Here is an 18,169-nt window from a genome sequence, read left to right on the forward strand (position 1 = left end):
CCATAGGGGTCGGGTACGGGTGCCGGGCCGCGCGGGCGGCTGCCAGTCTGGGGGCGGGCCCCGGTCCCACGGGCGGGGTACGCGGATTTTGGTCGGATGGATGCGGGAAAGCGATGCTCACTGGCAAGGTGGTGCGGTTCGACGAGGTGCGGGGCTACGGGTTCATCGCCCCGGACGACGGCAGCGACGACGTGTTCGTGCACGCGAACATGCTGGACGGCGACAAGTGGGCGCTGACGCCCGGTGTCCCGGTGGAGTACGAGGCGGTGGGGACCGATCGCGGCCCGAAGGCCGTGCTGGTGCGGGTGGTCGGCGCCGCAGCGGAGCGGACCGGCGCGGCCGGCGCCGCGGGGCCCTCCCGGGCCGCCGGGTCGCTCGCCGGCGGGCGCAGCAGGGACAGCGGGCAGGGCGCCGAGGACGACGAGGGCCTGTGCGACGTGCTCTCCGAGCGGGCCTTCTGCACGGAGACCACCGAGGCGCTGGTGACCTCCGTGTCGGACCTGACCGGGGCGCAGATCGTGGCGGTGCGCGCCCGGATGCTGGACCTGGCGCGGCGGCACGGCTGGGTGGAGGGCTGAGCGCGGGGCGGCGGCCGACCGGGCCCCGCCCACGGCCGGGTCGGCTCAACCGGCGGCGATCAGCAGGGACTTCCTGATCCGGCCGAGCGGGCTGCGCGGCAGCTCGTCGACGAAGTGCACCCGCCGGGGCCGTTGACCCGCCGAGAGGTACCGACCGACGTGGTCGATGACCATCTGCGCGGTCAGCCCCTCGGCGACGACGTACGCGGTGACCTGTTCGCCGAGCGCGTGGTGCGGTGTGCCGACGACGGCGGCCTCGCGGACCCCGGGATGGCTCAGCAACGCCTCCTCGATCTGCCCGGCGTGCATCCGCCGGCCCCGGCTGTGCACCACGTCGAGCCCGCGCCGCCCGATGATCCGGTACGAGCCGTCGGCGGCCACGGTGGCCAGGTCGCCGGTGGCGTGCCACTGGCCGGCGGCAGAACCCCGCCCGCCCCCGACGTAGCCGCTGAACAGCGTCGGCCCGCAGATGCTCAACTCGCCGACCGACTCGCCGTCGGCCGGCACCGGTCGGGCCTCGCGGTCCAGCACCCGGGTCTCCACCCCCGGCAGGGGGGTGCCGACGGCACCGGCGGCCGTGGGGTCGCCGGCCCGCCCGGTCAGCGCGATGAGCGTCTCGGTGGTGCCGTACGCCTGGACCGGCGTGTGCGAGGTGAGCAGCCGGAGACGTTCGGCCACGGCGCAGGCCAGTGGGGCGTCCGCGGAGACCAGGATCCGCGCCGCCGACAGCGACCGGGCCCACCTGGCGTTCAACGCGATCCTCGCCCACTGTTCGGGCAACCCCAGGTACATGGTGCCGACCGGTCCGGCGGCGGCGTTCCGGTCGAGGTGGACGAAGCGGCTGCCGACCCGCAGCGCGCCGAGCAGGCCGACGACCAGGCCGTACGCCCGGAACAGCGGCGCGCCCTGGACCACGACGTCCTCCTCGCTCCACCGCCACGCGCCGGCCAGCAGGTCGAGGTCGGCGGCGATGGCGCGGCGCGAGATGCGCACCCCGCGCGGCGGCCCGCCGGCGCCCCCGGTGTAGAGGATGACGGCGTCGGTGCCCGGTGCCGGCTCGGGGTGCGGGGTCGAGGAGCGCTGGCGCAGGTCGACCGGGACGGTGGGGAGCCGGTGGGTCTCGGACCGGCTACGCCCGAGGAGCACCGTCGCCCCGGACTGCCTCAGGATGCGGCCCCGTTCGCACTCGTCGGCGTCGGGGGGCAGTGGTACGAGCGGGACGCCCGCGTGGACGGCGCCGAGCATTCCGACCACCGTCTCCAGGGTCGGCGTGCCGTCGACCGCGACCGCGACCGCACCCCTGATCCGGTCGGCTACCGCGGTGACGCAGCCGAGCAGGGCCTCGCTGGAGAGCGTGCCGCCGGCCACCGTGACCGCATCGGCCCGGTCCGCGCCGAATCCCCGCAGCGCCGGCAGCAGTGTCATCTGCGCTATCCCCTGCGGAGGGCGACAACGAGTCGCGGCGGCAGGTGGGACATCACGACGGCCACAGAACCCTTCAGGTCATGGGGCGCGGGTGGCCCCATATCCGGCTATCCCGATGGTGGAAACGGGTGCCCCGAAATTAGGCCGCGCTATCCGCCCGGCACAACCCCTAGCCGCCCTGCCCGGGGTCCCCTGCGAGGCCGACAGGCCAGGTAGGACATGATCTCGTCCGGTTCTCGGCGACGGCAGGGCCGGCCACCCTTTCCCGTGGCCGACACTATGGATGGACGACAAGCCGCCGGGAGCGAAGGACATTGGAGTCGACTTTTGACGCAAAATTGTCGACGGGGGCGCAGGAATCGTCGATGCATTGATGCCTGTCACCATTGTCCGATCGCATTTCGTCGCCCACACGGCGCCGCCAACGTCCGGCGACAGATCGCCGGCCGCATAATTCTTTTTTAACAACATAATCGGCGAATTTCCCAAAGGTCCGAATCAGTGGCGCGCCGGCGGCGGGTGCCGAGTCCCGATCCCCGGCCCCGACCCGGCGGCCCGCAGTCGCACTCGGACCGACAATGTTGCACTCCGCAACAATCGGGAACCCTTAACAATTGTCGCGCCGTACGCCCGGGATCGGAGCGGCTCCCTGCCGGTCCGGCCCGACAGGCGGGACGCGTCGGCGCCCCTCCCGGACGCGGGAGACCCCCACGCCGGGCCGAGCCGTGCACGTGGCCGCCGGACCGGCCGTCGGCCATGTTGACACTGAGTTGAGCAGCGCTTACACGGGATGACCTCCGGGGCTTCCGGCCCACCTCGCGGCGGGGACGGCCCGGAACGCCGACGACGGGAGGCGGCCCCCGCCGCCGGGTCGACGACGGGTCGACGATCGGGCCCCGTCGCGGCGACGCCACGGAAGCGCACCGGACACTTAGCACGCAAGAACGCGTCCGCCAATCGCCGAGCGGGTCGGAAAGGCGTGACCAATGGACCGCAACGGCATGCTGTCACGTTACGGGACCGCCCCGCGACTTTCCGCTGTCAACGGCGCACCGAAGGCCCGGTCGGGCGACGGGACACAGAACCGATGTTTGCCCATCCTTTACAAACCTCGGCTTGCCGCCCAATTGCCGAACTGCCATACTCCCACCATCACGGCGGTCGATAGGGGAGACCGGCCCGGACGCCCGGGGAATATCGCCGACACTGATGGGAGCGCGACTCGGAGTCACCCAGCAGGTCAAGTCGGTCGATGGTTCGCGAGCTATGCTCGACGGTCGTCTATATTTGCTAATAATGGAATGGGTCAAGAATTGCCGGTCTCCGATTTCGTCGAGCTCCAGGGGCGCGCAGGGCGGGCGGCCCCTCCGGTGACCGCGGACCGCACGCTCCTCCGGGGGCCGTGTCGATGGAGCTGACCGAGCGGTCGTGCCTGCTCAGCATGCTGGAACGCCGGCTGACGGACCTGTTCCGGAACGACGCCTCCCCGACCAACCGGACCGTGACCGTGCTGACCGGTCCGGTCGGCTCCGGCAAGACCACGCTGTTGCAGACCTTCGCCCGGCGGGCCTGCGACTCCGGGGCGCGTGTCCTCGGCGCGAGCGCCTCCCGCGCCGAACGCACCGTCCCGCTGGAGGTCGTCCGGCAGCTCGTCCGGGCGGCGCCGTTGAGCGGGGCCGGCAATCCCGACATCTGGGCCCGCCTCGGGCGGCTGCTGGACGCGGGCGCCCTCACCTGGGCCGACGCCGACGACACGGACCACGAGGACACCGCCCTGGCCACCGCCGCGATCGGCGGGGCCCTGCTGGAGTTGACCGCGCAGGGGCCGCTGGTCATCGCGGTCGACGACGTCCACCACGCCGACGTGCCGTCGCTGCGTTGCCTCGACTACGTGGCCCGCCGCATCTCCGGTCTACCCGTGCTGATCATCCTGACGGAGGCGCCGCGCACCCGGCCGTGGCGTCCCGACGTACACGCCGAGCTGCTGCAACCCACGAGGCTCCAGCGCATCCGCCTGCCGCTGCTCACCGCCGAGGGGACGTTCCAACTGCTCGCCCAGCGACTCGGCGTTCCGGTCGCCAGGACCATCGCCGAGGAGAGCCACCGGATCAGCGGCGGCAACCCGCTGCTGGTGCAGGCGCTTGCCGAGGACCAGGAGGCCGCGCCACGGCCCGCCGACCGCCCGGTGGTCGGGGAGTCGTTCCGGGAGGCCGTGCTGAGCTGCCTGTACCGCTGCGACCACCTGGTGCTCGACGCCGCCCGGGTACTGGCCGTGACCGGCGAGCCGCTGCACGGCAACCTGCTGCCCCACCTCGTGGACGCACGGTCACGGGCCGCGCTCGGCGCGATCGACGACTCGACCAGCGCGGGGCTCATCACCGAGCAGGGGTTGCGCCATCCGGCGGTGAGCCAGGCCGTGATCGACGGCATGACCGCCGAGGAACGCGCACGGCTGCACCTGGAGGCGGCCTGCCTGCTGCACGACGACGGCGCGGTCCCGGCGCGGATCGCGCCGCATCTGGTCGGGATCGACGAGCTGGCCGAGCCCTGGATGGCGCAGACACTGCTGGACGCCGGCGAGCAGGCGTTGAACGACGGCGAGGTGGAGACCGCGCTGCGATACCTGCGCCGCGCGCACCGGGGCTGCGCCGGCGAATGCCTGCGGGCGCGGATCCGCTCCGCGCTGGCCCGCGCCGAGTGGCGCCTCGACCCGCAGGCCGCTATCCCCCACCTGGTCGACGTCGTCACCGCCATCCGCGCCGGGCACCTCGGCAGCCAGCAGGCCGCCGGTCCCATCCACTACCTGCTCTGGCACGGTGAGATCGACAAGGCCGTCGAGCTGGTCAACCACCTCAGTGAAGGGGCGGACGCGAGATCCGCCGCCGAACTGCTCGTCACCACCGCCTGGATGTCGACCCTCTACCCCGGTGTGATGGTCGACCGCCCGGCGCCCACCGTGGCCGCCCGGGACCCGCTCACGCTGGCCAAGGTCAAGCGCGGGATCGAGGGCGCCACCCTGCTCTCCGCCGTACTCGACCGCGGTGACGCCGGCGCGGTCGAGCAGGCCGAGCGGGCGCTGTCGACCACCGGGCTGGACGACGAGCCGAACATGTGGACCGCCGTCTGCGCCCTCATCGCCATGATCTACGCCGACCGGCTGGACCTGGCCGACGACTGGTGCGACCGACTGAACCGCAACCCGGCCACCCCGCGCTACCCCACCCCGTCGGCGACGCTCGCGGCCCTGCGGGCAGCCGTCGCCGGACGGCTCGGCGATCTGCCCCGCGCGGAGAAACTGGCCGACGAGGCGCTGCACCAGCTCTCGCCGAAGGGCTGGGGGGTGGTGATCGGCATACCGCTCGCCGTCCGGGTACGGGCCCTCACCTTCATGGACCAGCTCGACGCGGCGGCGGCCTCCCTCCAGGTGCCGGTGCCCCCGGCGATGTTCGAGACCCCGATCGGGCTGCACTACCTGCAGGCCCGCGGGATGCACGCCCTCGCCGCCGGGAGCCCGGAGGCCGCACTGGCCGACTTCCAGCTGTGCGGGCAGCTGATGAACCGTTGGCGGCTGGACTTCTCGGGCCTCGTCCCGTGGCGGACCGAGTCGGCGCGGGCGTTGCTCCGGATGGGCCGCCGCCAGCAGGCCGGCAGGTTGGTCCGCGACGAGCTGGCCCGGCTGCGTCCCGTCCACGTCCGGCACCGGGCCGCCGCCCTGCGGGTCCTGGCCGCCACGGAGGACGGGCCGGACCGGATCCCGCACCTGCGCAGCGCCGTCCGACTGCTGCGGCAGTGTGGTGACCGGATGGAGCTGGCGCACAACCTGGCCGACCTCGGTCAGGCCTACCAGCAGGTCGGCGACCGGCGGCAGGCCCGCGCCGCGTCGCGGTCGGCCCGGCTGCTCGCCGAGGAGTGCGGGATCCCGATGCTGCGGCCCGGCCTCTCCACCGCCAGGAGCGGCGCCGCCGGGGGTGCCGGCGCGACGGTCGTCGTCCAGGGGCTCACCGACGCGGAGTGCAGTGTGGCCACCCTCGCCGCCCAGGGGCACACCAACCGCGAGATCGCCGAGAAGCTCTTCCTGACGGTCAGTGCGATCGAGCAGCGGCTGACCCGGATCTACCGGAAGCTGGACGTCAACTCGCGCAGCGAACTGGCCGCCCGACTGCGGATGAACCGACCCGGCGCGACGGTCCTGGACCCACCGCCGCGCGCTCTGGACGACCCGGGCCACCGGCCCTCGGGGCCTCGGCAGCGCTGACCGCCGGACCTCGGCGGCGCTGACCGCCGCCGCTCGACCACCGCCCCGACCAGCACGGCCGCTGGTCACGTGGTGCTCTGCGCTGTGCGCCCTCGGCTCACACCACCGCCGATCGTCGGCCGGCCGTTCATTCCGGCTTCCGCGGTCGTCGCCGGCTGTCGACCGCGGACTCCGCCGCCCTCTCCGCCGACCGGTGCCGGCCGTTCACCCCGCCTTCCGCCGATCGTCGCCGGCCGTTCACTGGGGACTCCGCCCCCGCCGACCGTCGCCGGGTGTCCGCGCCCCGCCACGGTCCGTGCAAGCGGGCGTGCGTCGCGACGCCCGATGTGACACCATCAAGCCGCACACCCGACACCAGCCACTCATCGGGTGGCCACCTCCCCCGCCGGGTCGAGTTCGACACCCCTCACCGCGCTCCGCGCAACCCCTAAATGCGTTTCAGGGCCGCAGGTTTGTGCGCGAAACGATGGGGTCTCGCGCCCGTTGTCGCACACCCGCGCCGGTGCCAGACTCCCCTCAGCACGCGGACCGTACGGCGAGAACCCCGGGTCCGGCGAAAGATTTCCAGGTCCACCCGGCACGGCGGCCCGGTGCGCTCCACCCCTACCCGGAAGACGCGGGTGGAGGGGGCGGCTGTCCGGCAAGGGGGAGGCGGCGTCGGTCACACCGGGGTTCCCGGTCCCGCGCCGCGTACGAGAGGGGCTGACACGCTGGTGTTGGTGCAGCAAGAGGAACAGACCACCCGTCTCCGGCGCGCATTCCGAGCTTGTGAGGACCAGCAGCGCGGCCACGTCGCGCTGGTCACCGGCGCCGTGGGCAGCGGCAAGACGAGCCTGCTGGAGTCGTTCAGCGAGTGGGCGGCGGGCGCCGGCGGGCAGGTGATGAGCGCCGCGGGCTCCCGGGCCGAGCGGGGGCTCCACCTGGGAGTGATCGGGCAGCTGTTCCACAGTGCACGGCTGACGCCGGAGGCGGCGGCCCGGGTCGAGAAGCTGATGCGGGACGGCACCTTCGCCGTACCGCTGCCCGAGCCCGGCGGTGAGGCGGCCGACGGCGACCGGGCCTGGGCGCCGCTGCTGCACGGACTCTTCGCCGCCCTGCTCGACCTGACCGCCGCCGGGCCCCTGGTCCTCGCCGTCGACGACGTGCACCACGCGGACCCGGCCTCGCTGCACTGCCTTCTCTACGTGACCCGCCGGCTGCGCCACGCCCGGATCATGGTCGTGCTCGCGGAGGCCTCGACGCTGCGCCCGCCGCACCCGCTGTTCCGGGCCGAGCTGCTCAGCCAGCCGCACTTCTCCCGGATCGGCCTGCCACCGCTGACCGTCGACGCCGTCGCCCGGCTGGTCGGCGGCGAAGCCGACAACGCCGACGCCCGGCGGACGGCGGAACGCTGCGTCCGCATGACCGGTGGCAATCCGCTGCTCACCCGGGCGCTGCTCGAGGAGCAGGCCAGCGGGGAGACGAGCGACGACTACGGCCCGTCGGTCGGCGACGCGTTCGACCAGGCCGTGCTCGGTTGCCTCTACCGGCACGAGCCGGGGGTGCGCCGGGTGGCCCAGGCGCTGGCGGTGCTCAACCGGCCCGCGACGACCGAACTGCTCGGCCACCTCCTCGACGTGGTGCCCGAGTCGACGGCCCCGGCGGTACGGGTGCTGCGTACCTCGGGTCTGATGGAGGCCGACCAGCTGCGCCACCCGCGCATCCTGCGCTCGATCCTGGGCGACATGTCGGCCGACGAACGGCGCAGCCTGCACCAGCGGGCCGCCGAGGTGCTGCACGACCACGGCGCCGAGCCGAGCGTGGTCGCCGAGCACCTCGTGGCCGCCGGCGCGGCGAGCGCGCCCTGGATGGTGCCGGTGCTCCAGGACGCCGCCGGCCACGCGCTGGCGTCGGGCCGGCCCGACGTGGCCGCCGCCTGCCTGCGCCTGCTCTCCCGCGCCCCCGTGGACGCGCAGCAGCGGACCGCCACCACCGAGATGCTGGTGAACGCCCGCTGGCAGATCAACCCGCTGACCGTGAATGGGCAGCTCACCGAGCTGGTGGAGACGGCGCGGGCCGCCGGTTGGTCCACCGACGCGGGCCTGTCCGCCGTGCCCTACCTGCTCTGGCAGGGCCGGGTGGACGAGGCCGCCGAGGCGGTCAGCGCCGTCGCGTCGGACGAGGAGCACGCCTCGGCCGGCACGGCCGGTCGCCTGCGGATGATGCAGCTGCTGGTCTCCCTCTCCCACCCGGACCACCTGGCCACCGTGCGGGAGACCCCGAGCACCTGGAGCCGGGCGGCGAACGCGCCGACCACGATCAGCCCGCTGCTCCAGGCGGTGACGGTGCTCGGCACCGCGCTGACGCCGGCTGCGGACAACGACACCGTGGCCACCGCCGAGCAGCTTCTCCAGCGCCACCACACCGACGACGGCGCGCTGGGTCTGCTGACCGCTCCCCTGCTGGCGCTGCTCTGGGCGGGTCGGTCCGACCGGGCCGCGGTCTGGGGCGACGTGCTGCTCGGCCGGCCGGCCGCCCAGCACGCCCCGGTGTGGCGGGCCGTCATCCGGGCCGTCCGGGCGGAGGCGGCGTTGCGCGTCGGCGACCTGCCCGGCGCGGAGCACCACGCGCGGGCCGCCCTGGAGGACATGCCCGCCCCGGCCTGGGGGGTGGCGGTCGCCGGCCCGCTGGCCACGTTGGTCGCCTGCGCGACCGAGTCGGGCCGGTTCCCGGAGGCCGAGCGGTGGCTCGCCCACCCCGTCCCGCCCGGCATGTTCCGCACGCCGCTGGGCCTGCACTACCTGGCCGCCCGGGCCCGGCACCACCTGGCCGTGCGCCGGCCGCACGCCGCCACCACCGACCTGCGGCGCTGCGGCGAGCTGATGCGTACCTGGGGCATCGACGCGGCCGGACTGGTGCCGTGGCGGCTGGAGCTGGCCCGGGTGCAGCTCAGCGTCGGCAACAAGACGCAGGCCACCCAGCTGCTCCAGGAGCAGCTGCGGGTGCCGCACGGGGTCGACGACCGCACCCGTGGTCGCACGCTCCGGCTGCTCGCCACCACCGCCGCCCAGGACCACCGGCGCAAGCTGCTCTCCGAGGCGGTCAACCTGTTGCAGTCCAGCGGCGACCGGCTGGAACTCGTCCGGGCCCTCGGCGACACCGGTCAGACGCTCCAACGCGCCGGGGACTCCGCCCGCGCCCGACTGCTCGTCCGCCGGGCCTACCAGCTCGCCCAGGACTGCGGGGCGTCGGTGCTGGCCCAGCGGCTGATCCGCCGGGAGCCGGGCAGCGGACTGCCGGCGTACCCGGCCGCCGCCGAGATGCAGGAGCCGGACGACGGACTGAGCGACGCCGAACGGCGGGTCGCCGCGCTGGCCGCCCAGGGGCACACCAACCGGCAGATCTCCAGCAAGCTCTTCATCACCGTGAGCACGGTGGAGCAGCACCTCACCCGGGTCTACCGCAAGCTGGACGTCAAGCGGCGCACGGACCTGCCGTCCCGGCTCGTCGCGTACGCGGAGGCGCTGGCCGACGAGACCCAGGGCGCCGCGTCCTGACGGACGTCGCAGGGGCGCGGTGGTGTGGGCCACCGCGCCCCTGCGACGCGTACGACGACCGGAAGCTCAGCCGACGGCCAGCCCGACGCCACGACGGGCCGCCGCCTCGTCGCGGTGCCGCAGCACGAGGTCGGCGGGGGTGACCCCGCCGGCCTGCCGCATCCGGCGGCTCCACAGCCGCGCCCGCGCCCGGAACGTCTCCTCGCCCAGCAGCCGCTCCAGCTTGCCGAGGACGTCCTCGACGTCCAGCGAGTCGGCGCGCTCGACGGACAGCGCCACCCCGCTGTCGACCGCGCGCACCGCCCCGTCGGGGCAGTCCAGCCAGAAGGGCATCACCAGCTGCGGTACGGCGAAGTGGACGGCCTCGTGGATGGCGTTGGCGGCGCCGTGGTCGAAGAAGACCCGCACGTGCGGGTGGGCCAGCACCCGGTGCTGCGACGGCACCCACGCCAGCACCCGCAGGTTGCCCGGCAGCCGCTCCGCCGGCGGCAGGAGGTGCTGCTGGCGCGCGGGCACCTTCCACAGCACGGCGTGCTCGGGCCCGAGCCGGTCGGCGATCTCGACGATCGCGTCCACCTGCCGGCGCGACAGTCGCATGATGGTGCCGAACCCGACGTAGACCACCGAGGGGTGCTCGTCGAGCCATCGGGTCAGCTCGTCGTCGCCGACGTTGGCCGCCTGCTGCCGGGGCGTCATCCGCTCCGGCAGCCCCGAGAACGGGGCGGGGTAGCGCGACGGCAGCTGCTCCTGGAGGAAGTTGGACGGCGGCAGCGAGACGCTGACCACGAAGGGCAGCTGCCGGGTCTCGCGATCCGGCGGGCCGGACGGGCCGAGGTGTCACCGGCGACACCGACGCCGATGGCCCGGGCCGCAGGAGCGGCTCGGGCCATCGGCGGATCGGATCCTGTCGAGTTAGTCCATGGCGCGGCGCATGAAGCCACGCATGCCGATCATCGAGAACACCACGAAGACCCCGGCGAGGACGCACATGGACAGCCAGAGCGGCAGCGACTCGACCCCCGGCGGACCGACGAGCGACCGGGTCCCCTCGCTGATGTAGGTCAGCGGGTTCAGCGAGCAGATCACCTGGTACCAGCGCAGCGAGTCCAGGCCGAGCAGCGGGAACTGGGTCGCGCCGGTGAACATGATCGGGGTCATCACCACGGTGAACATGATCTGGATGTGCTGCGTCGGCACCAGCGTGCCGAAGGCGAGGCCGACGGCCGCGCCGACCAGCGCGCCGATCGCCAACACCCCGATCACCTTGAGCACGACCGCCCAGGGCCAGGTGACACCGAGCATGAGCATGCCGACCGGGATCAGCACCACGCCGGCGATCAGGCCGCGGATGCCGCCGAAGACGATCTTCTCCAGGGCCACCAACGGAATCGCCATGGGCGACAGGAGGCGGTCCTCGATCTCCCGGGTGAAGGAGAAGTCCATCATCATCGGCAGCGCGGTGTTCTCCAGCCCGATCAGGAAGGCGTTCAGCGCGATGACGCCGGGCAGCAGCACGTTTGAGAAGTCGTCGCTGGCATAGCCCAGGTCGCTGAGCACCTTGCCGAAGATCAGCAGCATGAACAGCGGCTGGATGAAGACCTGGAGCAGGAACCCGACCAGCTCCCGGCCGGTGACGAACAGGTCCCGCGAGAGCACCGCGCGGAACGTGGCGAACTGGTCCAGCGCGCTCACCGGCGGCGGCGCCGCGGCCGTCGAGGGCGCGGACGGGGGGGCGGGGGCGGCGACGCTCACCGAAGTTCCCTTCCGGTCAGGTGGATGAAGACATCTTCCAGGCTGGGCTGGCCGATGTTGAGGTCACGAACCTCGCAGCCCAGGTCGGCGAGGATCTTCATCGCCATCGGGATGGCGTTGGCCGGCTGACCGCTGGTGTAGACCCGGAAGGAGAGCGGGGCGTCCGGATCGGCGGGCGCGTCGGGGGCCGGCGCGGGCATCGGCATCGCCGGCATGCCGGGGAACGCCGGCGCGGCGGCGGGCGCCGGGGCGGCCACCTTGAAGTGTTCCACCTGCTCCACGTCCGGGATCGCGTCGAGCGCGGCCCGCACCTCCTCGGCGGGGGCGCCGGGGGTCACCACGAGGGTCAGGGTGCTGCTGCCCGGCAGCGTACGGGTCAGCGCGGACGGGGTGTCCAGGGTGAGCAGCTTGCCGTGGTCGACGATGCCGACGCGGTCGCAGAGCTTCTCCGCCTCGTCCATGTCGTGCGTGGTCACCACCACGGTCACCCCGGCCCGCTTCAGCTCGGCGATCCGGTCGTGCACGAAGAGCCGGGACTGCGGGTCGAGGCCCGCGGACGGCTCGTCGAGGAAGAGCACCCGGGGCGAGTGCATCAGCGCGCGGGCGATCATCGTGCGCTGGGCGAGGCCGCCGGACAGGAAGTCGGTACGGTGGTTCGCGAAGTCCTTGAGGCCCATCTGGTCCAGCAACTCGTCCGCCCGCCGGATGCGCTCCGCCCGGGGCACCCGGTGGTACGCCGCGTGGAACAGCAGGTTCTGCCGGACGGTCAGCGCCCGGTCCAGGTTCACCCGCTGCGGTACGACCGCCAGCAACTGCCGCGCGACGGCGGGCGCGCCGATCACGTCGGCGCCACACACCCGGGCCCGGCCCGAGGTGGCCCGCACCCGAGTGGTCAGCACCCCGATCGTCGTCGTCTTGCCCGCGCCGTTCGGCCCGAGCAGGCCGAAGACCTCACCGGCGGCGACGGAGAAACTCAGTCCGTCCACCGCCGGTGGCATGTTGGGCTGGTACCGCTTGACCAGCTCCGTGACCACCACTGCCTCGTCCACGTCGTCATGCTCCGTCCTGAAACGTCGGTCCGATAGATGTGTGTGCGCCGATAGGGGGCGCTAGGGGCACGCCAGGGGCGGGAACGGTCACAGGCCCCGCGCGGTCAGCCACCGCTGTAGCGTGCCGGCGAGTTCCGGCCCCCGGTCGGCGACCATGCTGAAGTGGTCACCAGCGGCGTCGGCCACCTCGTGCGGGTAGGGCCAGCGGGAGCGCCAGCCGTCCGGTTCGCCGTCCCACTCCCCCAACGGCTCGCTGGCCCGGACCAGCAGGGTCGGCGCCGCCATCTCGGTCGGCTGCCAGTCCAGGAACAGGGGCAGGTAGCCGGCCCACGCGGTCGTCCGCCAGTCGTCCATCGGCGTGTACGCGCTGTCCCGGTCGATCATCCCGTCGAGCAGCTGCGGCACCCACCCGCCGAGCACCTCGCTGTTCGCCGGGTAGGTGTCCATCAGCACCACCGCGTCCGGCACCCGGCCCTGGCGTTCCAGCTCGCCGGCGAGCAGGTTGGCCACCATCGCGCCGCCCGAGTGACCGGCCAGCACGAACGGGCCGGCGCCGACGGCGCGCAGCACCGTGTCGGCGTGCACCCGCAGCAGGGCGTCGAGGTCGGCGGGCAGTTCCTCGCCCACGCCGAACCCGGGGTTGGGCAGGGCCCAGACGTTGCGCACCCCCCGGAATCCGGAGGCGAGCCGGGCGTACTCGTGGGCGCCGGAGAGCAGGGACATGGTGCAGCAGCACACCAGCTGCGCCCCCGCATCCCCCTCGGCCAGCCGCAGGATGCCGGCCGGGCGGGTGAGCTGCGCCGGTTCGCTGAAGCTGGGCCGGAACTGGGCGAGCTTGACCAGGAGTTCGGCGTACCCGGCGGGGTCCTCGCGCGCCTTCGGCTGGTTGAACAACCCACCGAGCAGGCCACCACCGGCGCTCTGCGGGGCGGCTCCCCCGGCGGCGTCCGGGGCGGCCCCGGCCGCGTCCGCGCCGACGAGCTGGCCGAGCAGGTGGTGGGCCAGCGCCGTAGGGGTGGGGTGGTCGAAGAGCAGGGTGGCCGACAGCTCCGCCCCGGTCTCCTGGCGCAGCGCGTCGCGCAGTTCCAGGGCGGTCAGCGAGTCGAAGCCGAGTTCCAGGAAGTCCCGGTCGGCCTCGACCGCCCCGGGCGAGGCGTGCCCGAGCACCGTGGCCACGCGCGCCCGGACCAGGTCCAGCAGGATCCCGTGCCGATCGCCGGCCGGGGTGCCGGCCAGCCGGTCCCGCAGCACGCGGGCCGGGTCGGTCGCCTCGCCATCGCGGCCGGCGTCCCGGTCCGCGGCGACCGCCGCCTCGGGCACGCCGCGCAGCAGCGGAGCGGGCCGTACGGCCGTGAAGGCCGGCACGAACGCCGGCCAGTCGAGGTCGGCGACCGCGAGCTGGTCGTCGCCGCGGCCCACGGCCTGTTGAAGTGCGGACACGGCCAGTTCGGCGGGGAGCGGGCGGACCCCCCGGCGGCGCAGCTGCGCCGGGTCGGTGACCTCGTCCGCCCAGGGCACCCATGCGACGACGGTGGCCGGGTGGCCGGCGGCGCGCCGGCCGGCGGCCAGCGCCTCCAGCCCGGCGCCGGCGGCGGCGGCGACCGCCGCTCCGCCGCTGCCCCAGACGGCGGCGGTGGAGGTGAAGACGACGAACTCGTCGACCGGCCGGCCGGCGCAGGCCCGGTCGAGCAGCTCCACCGCGGCGGTGCGGGCGGCCACGGCGTGGGCCAGGTCGCGCGGGTCCAGCGCCGCGACCGGGTCGCCGGCCCCGTCGGAGTCGGCGACGTGCAGGACGGTGCGGACGACGGTGCCGGCGGCGGCCAGCCGGTCCAGCGCCCCGGACAGCCCGTCGAGGTCGTCGACGACGGTGACGGCGACGTCCCGGCCGATCGCGGCGGCGGGCGCCCCGGCGCCGGCGAGGACGAGGTGGGTCGCGCCGCGGTCGGCGAGCCACCGCAGCAGGTGCGGGGTGCGCACCGCCGCGGTCCCGTGCACCAGGACCGCGCCCCGGGGCCGCCAGTCCGCGTCGGCGGCGGCACCGGCCGGGGCGCGCGACAGCCGCCGCGCGTACACCCCGCCGGAGCGCACCGCCAGCTGGTCCTCGTCGCCGCCGGCCGCGACGAGCCGGGCGAGCGCGGCGAGCGCGGCGTCGTCCGGCTCCGCCGGCAGGTCGACCAGCCCGCCCCACAGGCGCGGGTGTTCCAACGCCAGCACCCGACCCAGACCCCAGAGGTACGCGCCGGCGACGCCGGGCGCGGGATCGGCCGCGTCGACGGCCACGGCTCCCCGGGTCACGGTCCACACCGGCGCGTCGCTCCCGGCGCCGCCGAGGGCCCGCACGAGCGCGGCCGTCCCCGCCAGCGCGACCGTCCCGGTGGCCCCGGCCGGCTCCCCCGCCGCCAGCAGCGAGACCACGACCGACGGGGCGCCCCCGTCGGGCAGGGCGCGGGCGACCTCGTCCGGGTCGTCGCCCACGCGCACGAGCACCGGGTCCAGGCCCTCGGCGCGCAGGGCGGCCAGCACGGCCGTGGCGTCGGTCCCCGCCCCGGCCACCACCAGGCATTCGCCGGTCGCCGCGGCGGCGGGGGGCACGGCGACGCGGACCCAGTCGGCGCGGTACCGCAGCCCGTCCAGCGCGGAGCCGCGACGTCGCCGGTCCCGGTAGGACGCCAGGGCGGGCAACAGTTCGGCGAGCGCCTCCTGCCGGTCGGCGTCCAGGCCGAGCGCGGCGGCCAGCGCGGCCGGCCGGTCCTCCGCCACGGCGGCCCAGAACTCCTCGTCGTCGCTCGGCGCGACCGGCTGACGCAGGTCGACGGCGGGCGGATCCGGCCAGTAGCGCTCGTGGTGGAAGGCGTAGGTGGGCAGCTCGACGCGCGCGGCGTCGCTGCCGGCGAAGAGGGCCGGCCAGTCCACCCCGGCCCCGCGCAGGTCGACGGCGGCGAGCGCGGCGAGCAGGGTGGCCGGCTCGGGCTGGTCCCGGCGGCCGAGCGGCACGAAGGCCGCCGGCTCGACGTCGGGCAGGCACTCGCGGGCCAGCGCGGTCAGGGCGCCGTCGGGGCCGAGCTCCAGGAAGGTCGCCACGCCGGCGGCGGCCAGGGTGGCGACGCCCTCGTGGAAGCGGACGGTGTCCCGGACGTGGTCGACCCAGTAGCCCGGGTCGGTGGCCTGGGCGGCGGTGAGCGCCTCGCCGGTGCGGTCGGAGACGACCGGCAGGGTCGGCGGATGCCAGGTGACCTTCTCCGCGACGACCCGGAAGTCGGCCAGCATGCCGTCCATCCGGGCGGAGTGGAAGGCGTGGCTGACCCGCAGCCGGCGGGACCGCCGGCCCTCGGCGGCGAGCCGCGCACCCGCCGCGAGCACGGCTTCCTCGTCGCCGGAGAGCACCACCGACCGGGGACCGTTCACGGCGGCCAGCGACACCCGCTCGTCGAGCAGCGGCGTCACCTCGGCCTCGGAGGCCCGCACCGCCAGCATCGCCCCGCCGGCCGGCAGTTGCTGCATCAGCCGGCCCCGGGCAGCCACCAGCGCCGCCGCGTCGGCCAGCGACAGCACGCCGGCGACGTGCGCTGCGGCCAGCTCGCCGACCGAGTGGCCGAGCAGGTGCTGCGGGCGCAGCCCCCACGCCGTGACCAGCCGGTAGGCGGCGACCTCGTAGGCGAACAGCGCCGGCTGGGTGAACTCGGTGCGGTCCAGCAGCACCGCCTCGGGCGAGCCGGGCTCGGCGAAGACCACCTCCCGCAGCGGCCGGCTCAGGTGCCGGTCCAGCTCCCCGGCCACCTCGTCGTAGGCGGCGGCGAAAACCGGGAACCGGCGGCACAGCTCGGCGCCCATGCCGAGGCGCTGGGCGCCCTGGCCGGTGAAGAGGAACGCGACCTTGCCGGCCTGGCGGGCCACCCCGCGCACCACGCCGGGGGCGTTGCGCTCCTCGGCGACCGCACGCAGGCCGGCCAGCAGCCCGTCGGGGTCGTCGCCGATCACGGCGGCGCGGTGCGGCAACGCCGCCCGGGTGGTGACCAGGGAGTACGCCACGTCGGCGGGAGCCAGCTCGGGATGCGCCCCGAGGTGGTCCAGCAGTCGCCGGGCCTGCCCGGCCAGGGCCGGCGCGGACCGGGCGGAGACGATCCAGGGGGTCGGCGGGGCGGGCGTACCGGCCGGCCGGGCGCGGTGGGTGTCCGCCTCTTCGGCCTGCTCGACGATGACGTGCGCGTTGGTGCCGCTGATGCCGAACGCGGAGACCCCGGCCCGACGCGGCTGCCCGGTCTCCGGCCAGGGCTGCGCCCCGGTCAGCAGGGACACCGCACCGGCCGACCAGTCGACGTGCGGGGTGGGCTCGTCCACGTGCAGGGTGGGCGGCAGCACCCCGTGCCGCATCGCCAGCACCATCTTCATCACCCCGGCCACACCGGCGGCGGCCTGGGTGTGCCCGATGTTCGACTTCACCGACCCCAGCCACAACGGCCGGTCGGCGCGGCGGTCCTTGCCGTACGTGGCCAGCAACGCCTGCGCCTCGATCGGGTCGCCGAGCGTGGTGCCCGTGCCGTGCGCCTCGACGACGTCCACCTGGTCGGCGGTCAGCCCCGCGTTGGTGAGGGCCTGCCGGATCACCCGGCGCTGGGACGGGCCGTTCGGGGCGGTCAGCCCGCTGCTCGCCCCGTCCTGGTTGACCGCGCTGCCGCGCACCACGGCGAGGATCGGGTGGCCGTTGCGGCGGGCGTCGGACAGCCGCTCGACCAGCAGCATGCCGGCCCCCTCGGACCAGCCGGTGCCGTCGGCGGCGGCGGCGAACGACTTGCACCGGCCGTCGGTGGACAGGCCGCGCTGCCGGGAGAACTCCACGAAGACGGTCGGGGTGGCCATCACCGACACCCCGCCAACCAGCGCCATGGTGCACTCCCCCAGCCGCAGCGCCTGGCAGGCGAGGTGCAACGCGACCAGGGACGAACTGCAGGCGGTGTCCACGGTGACCGCGGGCCCCTCCAACCCCAGGGCGTACGAGATCCGGCCGCTGGCCACGGCGGCGGCGCTACCGGTGCCGAGGTAGCCCTCGACGCCGCCGCTGACCCCGGTGAGCAGCGCGGCGTAGTCGCCCTGGCTGCTGGTCGACGCGTACACGCCGGTGGGCGTGCCGCGCAGCGTGGCCGGGTCGATGCCGGCCCGCTCGAACGCCTCCCAGGCGGTCTCCAGCAGCAGCCGCTGCTGCGGGTCCATGGCGAGGGCCTCGCGGGGGCTGATGCCGAAGAAGGCGGGATCGAAGTCCCCGGCGGAGTAGAGGAACCCGCCCTCCCGCACGTACGACGTGCCCCGGCTGTCCGGGTCGGGATCGGGGTCGTAGAGCGCCCCCAGGTCCCAGCCCCGGTCGTCGGGGAACGCCGACATCGCGTCGGTGCCGGCGGCCACCAGGTCCCACAGCTGCTCCGGCGACCCGACGCCGCCGGGGAACCGGCAGCTCATTCCGATGATCGCCACCGGCTCGCTGAGCGCGGCGGTGAGCTGCTGGTTCTGCTGCTTGAGCTTCTGGTTGTCGAGCAGGGACGCGCGCAGCGCGCCGACGACCTCGTCCAGGGAAACACTCAT

8 protein-coding genes are annotated in these 18,169 nt (G+C 74.7%); 3 read left to right on the forward strand and 5 right to left on the reverse strand.

Going from position 1 to position 18,169, the window contains the following annotated elements; all coding sequences use genetic code 11:
* Positions 1-113 precede the first annotated feature (113 nt).
* On the forward strand, positions 114-578 hold the full coding sequence (locus tag AB0883_RS19810) for a cold shock domain-containing protein (RefSeq protein ID WP_366642627.1): 465 nt from the start codon (positions 114-116) through the stop codon (positions 576-578).
* A 45-nt stretch (positions 579-623) separates the two neighbouring features.
* Here the strand turns inward: AB0883_RS19810 and AB0883_RS19815 are convergent, their stop codons facing one another.
* Positions 624-2,003: an AMP-binding protein gene (locus AB0883_RS19815; RefSeq protein WP_366642628.1), complete on the reverse strand. Its 1,380-nt coding sequence runs from the start codon at positions 2,001-2,003 to the stop codon at positions 624-626.
* Positions 2,004-3,411: 1,408 nt separating this feature from the next.
* On the opposite strand from AB0883_RS19815, the gene AB0883_RS19820 reads away from it, so the two are divergent.
* Positions 3,412-6,258 (forward strand): AAA family ATPase, encoded by a 2,847-nt coding sequence (locus tag AB0883_RS19820; RefSeq protein ID WP_366642666.1) that lies wholly within the window; start codon positions 3,412-3,414, stop codon positions 6,256-6,258.
* A 719-nt stretch (positions 6,259-6,977) separates the two neighbouring features.
* Complete coding sequence (locus AB0883_RS19825) at positions 6,978-9,794, forward strand: AAA family ATPase (RefSeq protein ID WP_366642629.1); 2,817 nt, start codon at positions 6,978-6,980, stop codon at positions 9,792-9,794.
* A 66-nt stretch (positions 9,795-9,860) separates the two neighbouring features.
* Here AB0883_RS19825 and AB0883_RS19830 read toward each other — a convergent pair whose 3' ends face one another.
* The 4 genes from AB0883_RS19830 to AB0883_RS19845 all read right to left on the reverse strand — a co-directional run bounded on the left by AB0883_RS19830 (position 9,861) and on the right by AB0883_RS19845 (position 18,169).
* Positions 9,861-10,580 carry a glycosyltransferase gene (locus AB0883_RS19830; RefSeq protein ID WP_366642630.1) on the reverse strand — a complete coding sequence of 240 codons (720 nt, stop codon included), beginning with the start codon at positions 10,578-10,580 and terminating at the stop codon, positions 9,861-9,863.
* Positions 10,581-10,706: 126 nt separating this feature from the next.
* Positions 10,707-11,546: an ABC transporter permease gene (locus AB0883_RS19835; RefSeq protein WP_366642631.1), complete on the reverse strand. Its 840-nt coding sequence runs from the start codon at positions 11,544-11,546 to the stop codon at positions 10,707-10,709.
* Positions 11,543-12,595 carry an ABC transporter ATP-binding protein gene (locus AB0883_RS19840; RefSeq protein ID WP_366642632.1) on the reverse strand — a complete coding sequence of 351 codons (1,053 nt, stop codon included), beginning with the start codon at positions 12,593-12,595 and terminating at the stop codon, positions 11,543-11,545. The genes AB0883_RS19835 and AB0883_RS19840 overlap by 4 nt, the downstream gene beginning before the upstream one ends.
* Positions 12,596-12,682: 87 nt before the next feature.
* Positions 12,683-18,169 (reverse strand): type I polyketide synthase, encoded by a 5,487-nt coding sequence (locus AB0883_RS19845; RefSeq protein ID WP_366642633.1) that lies wholly within the window; start codon positions 18,167-18,169, stop codon positions 12,683-12,685.

The organism is Micromonospora sp. NPDC047812 (assembly GCF_040704175.1).
Classification (GTDB): domain Bacteria; phylum Actinomycetota; class Actinomycetes; order Mycobacteriales; family Micromonosporaceae; genus Micromonospora.

Excerpts from the sequence above, each read along its gene's own strand:
- AB0883_RS19815 (WP_366642628.1), bottom strand. The coding sequence starts at position 2,003 with ATGACACTGCTGCCGGCGCTGCGGGGATTCGGCGCGGACCGGGCCGAT.
- AB0883_RS19845 (WP_366642633.1), bottom strand. The coding sequence starts at position 18,169 with ATGAGTGTTTCCCTGGACGAGGTCGTCGGCGCGCTGCGCGCGTCCCTG.
- AB0883_RS19820 (WP_366642666.1), top strand. The coding sequence starts at position 3,412 with ATGGAGCTGACCGAGCGGTCGTGCCTGCTCAGCATGCTGGAACGCCGG.
- AB0883_RS19810 (WP_366642627.1), top strand. The coding sequence starts at position 114 with ATGCTCACTGGCAAGGTGGTGCGGTTCGACGAGGTGCGGGGCTACGGG.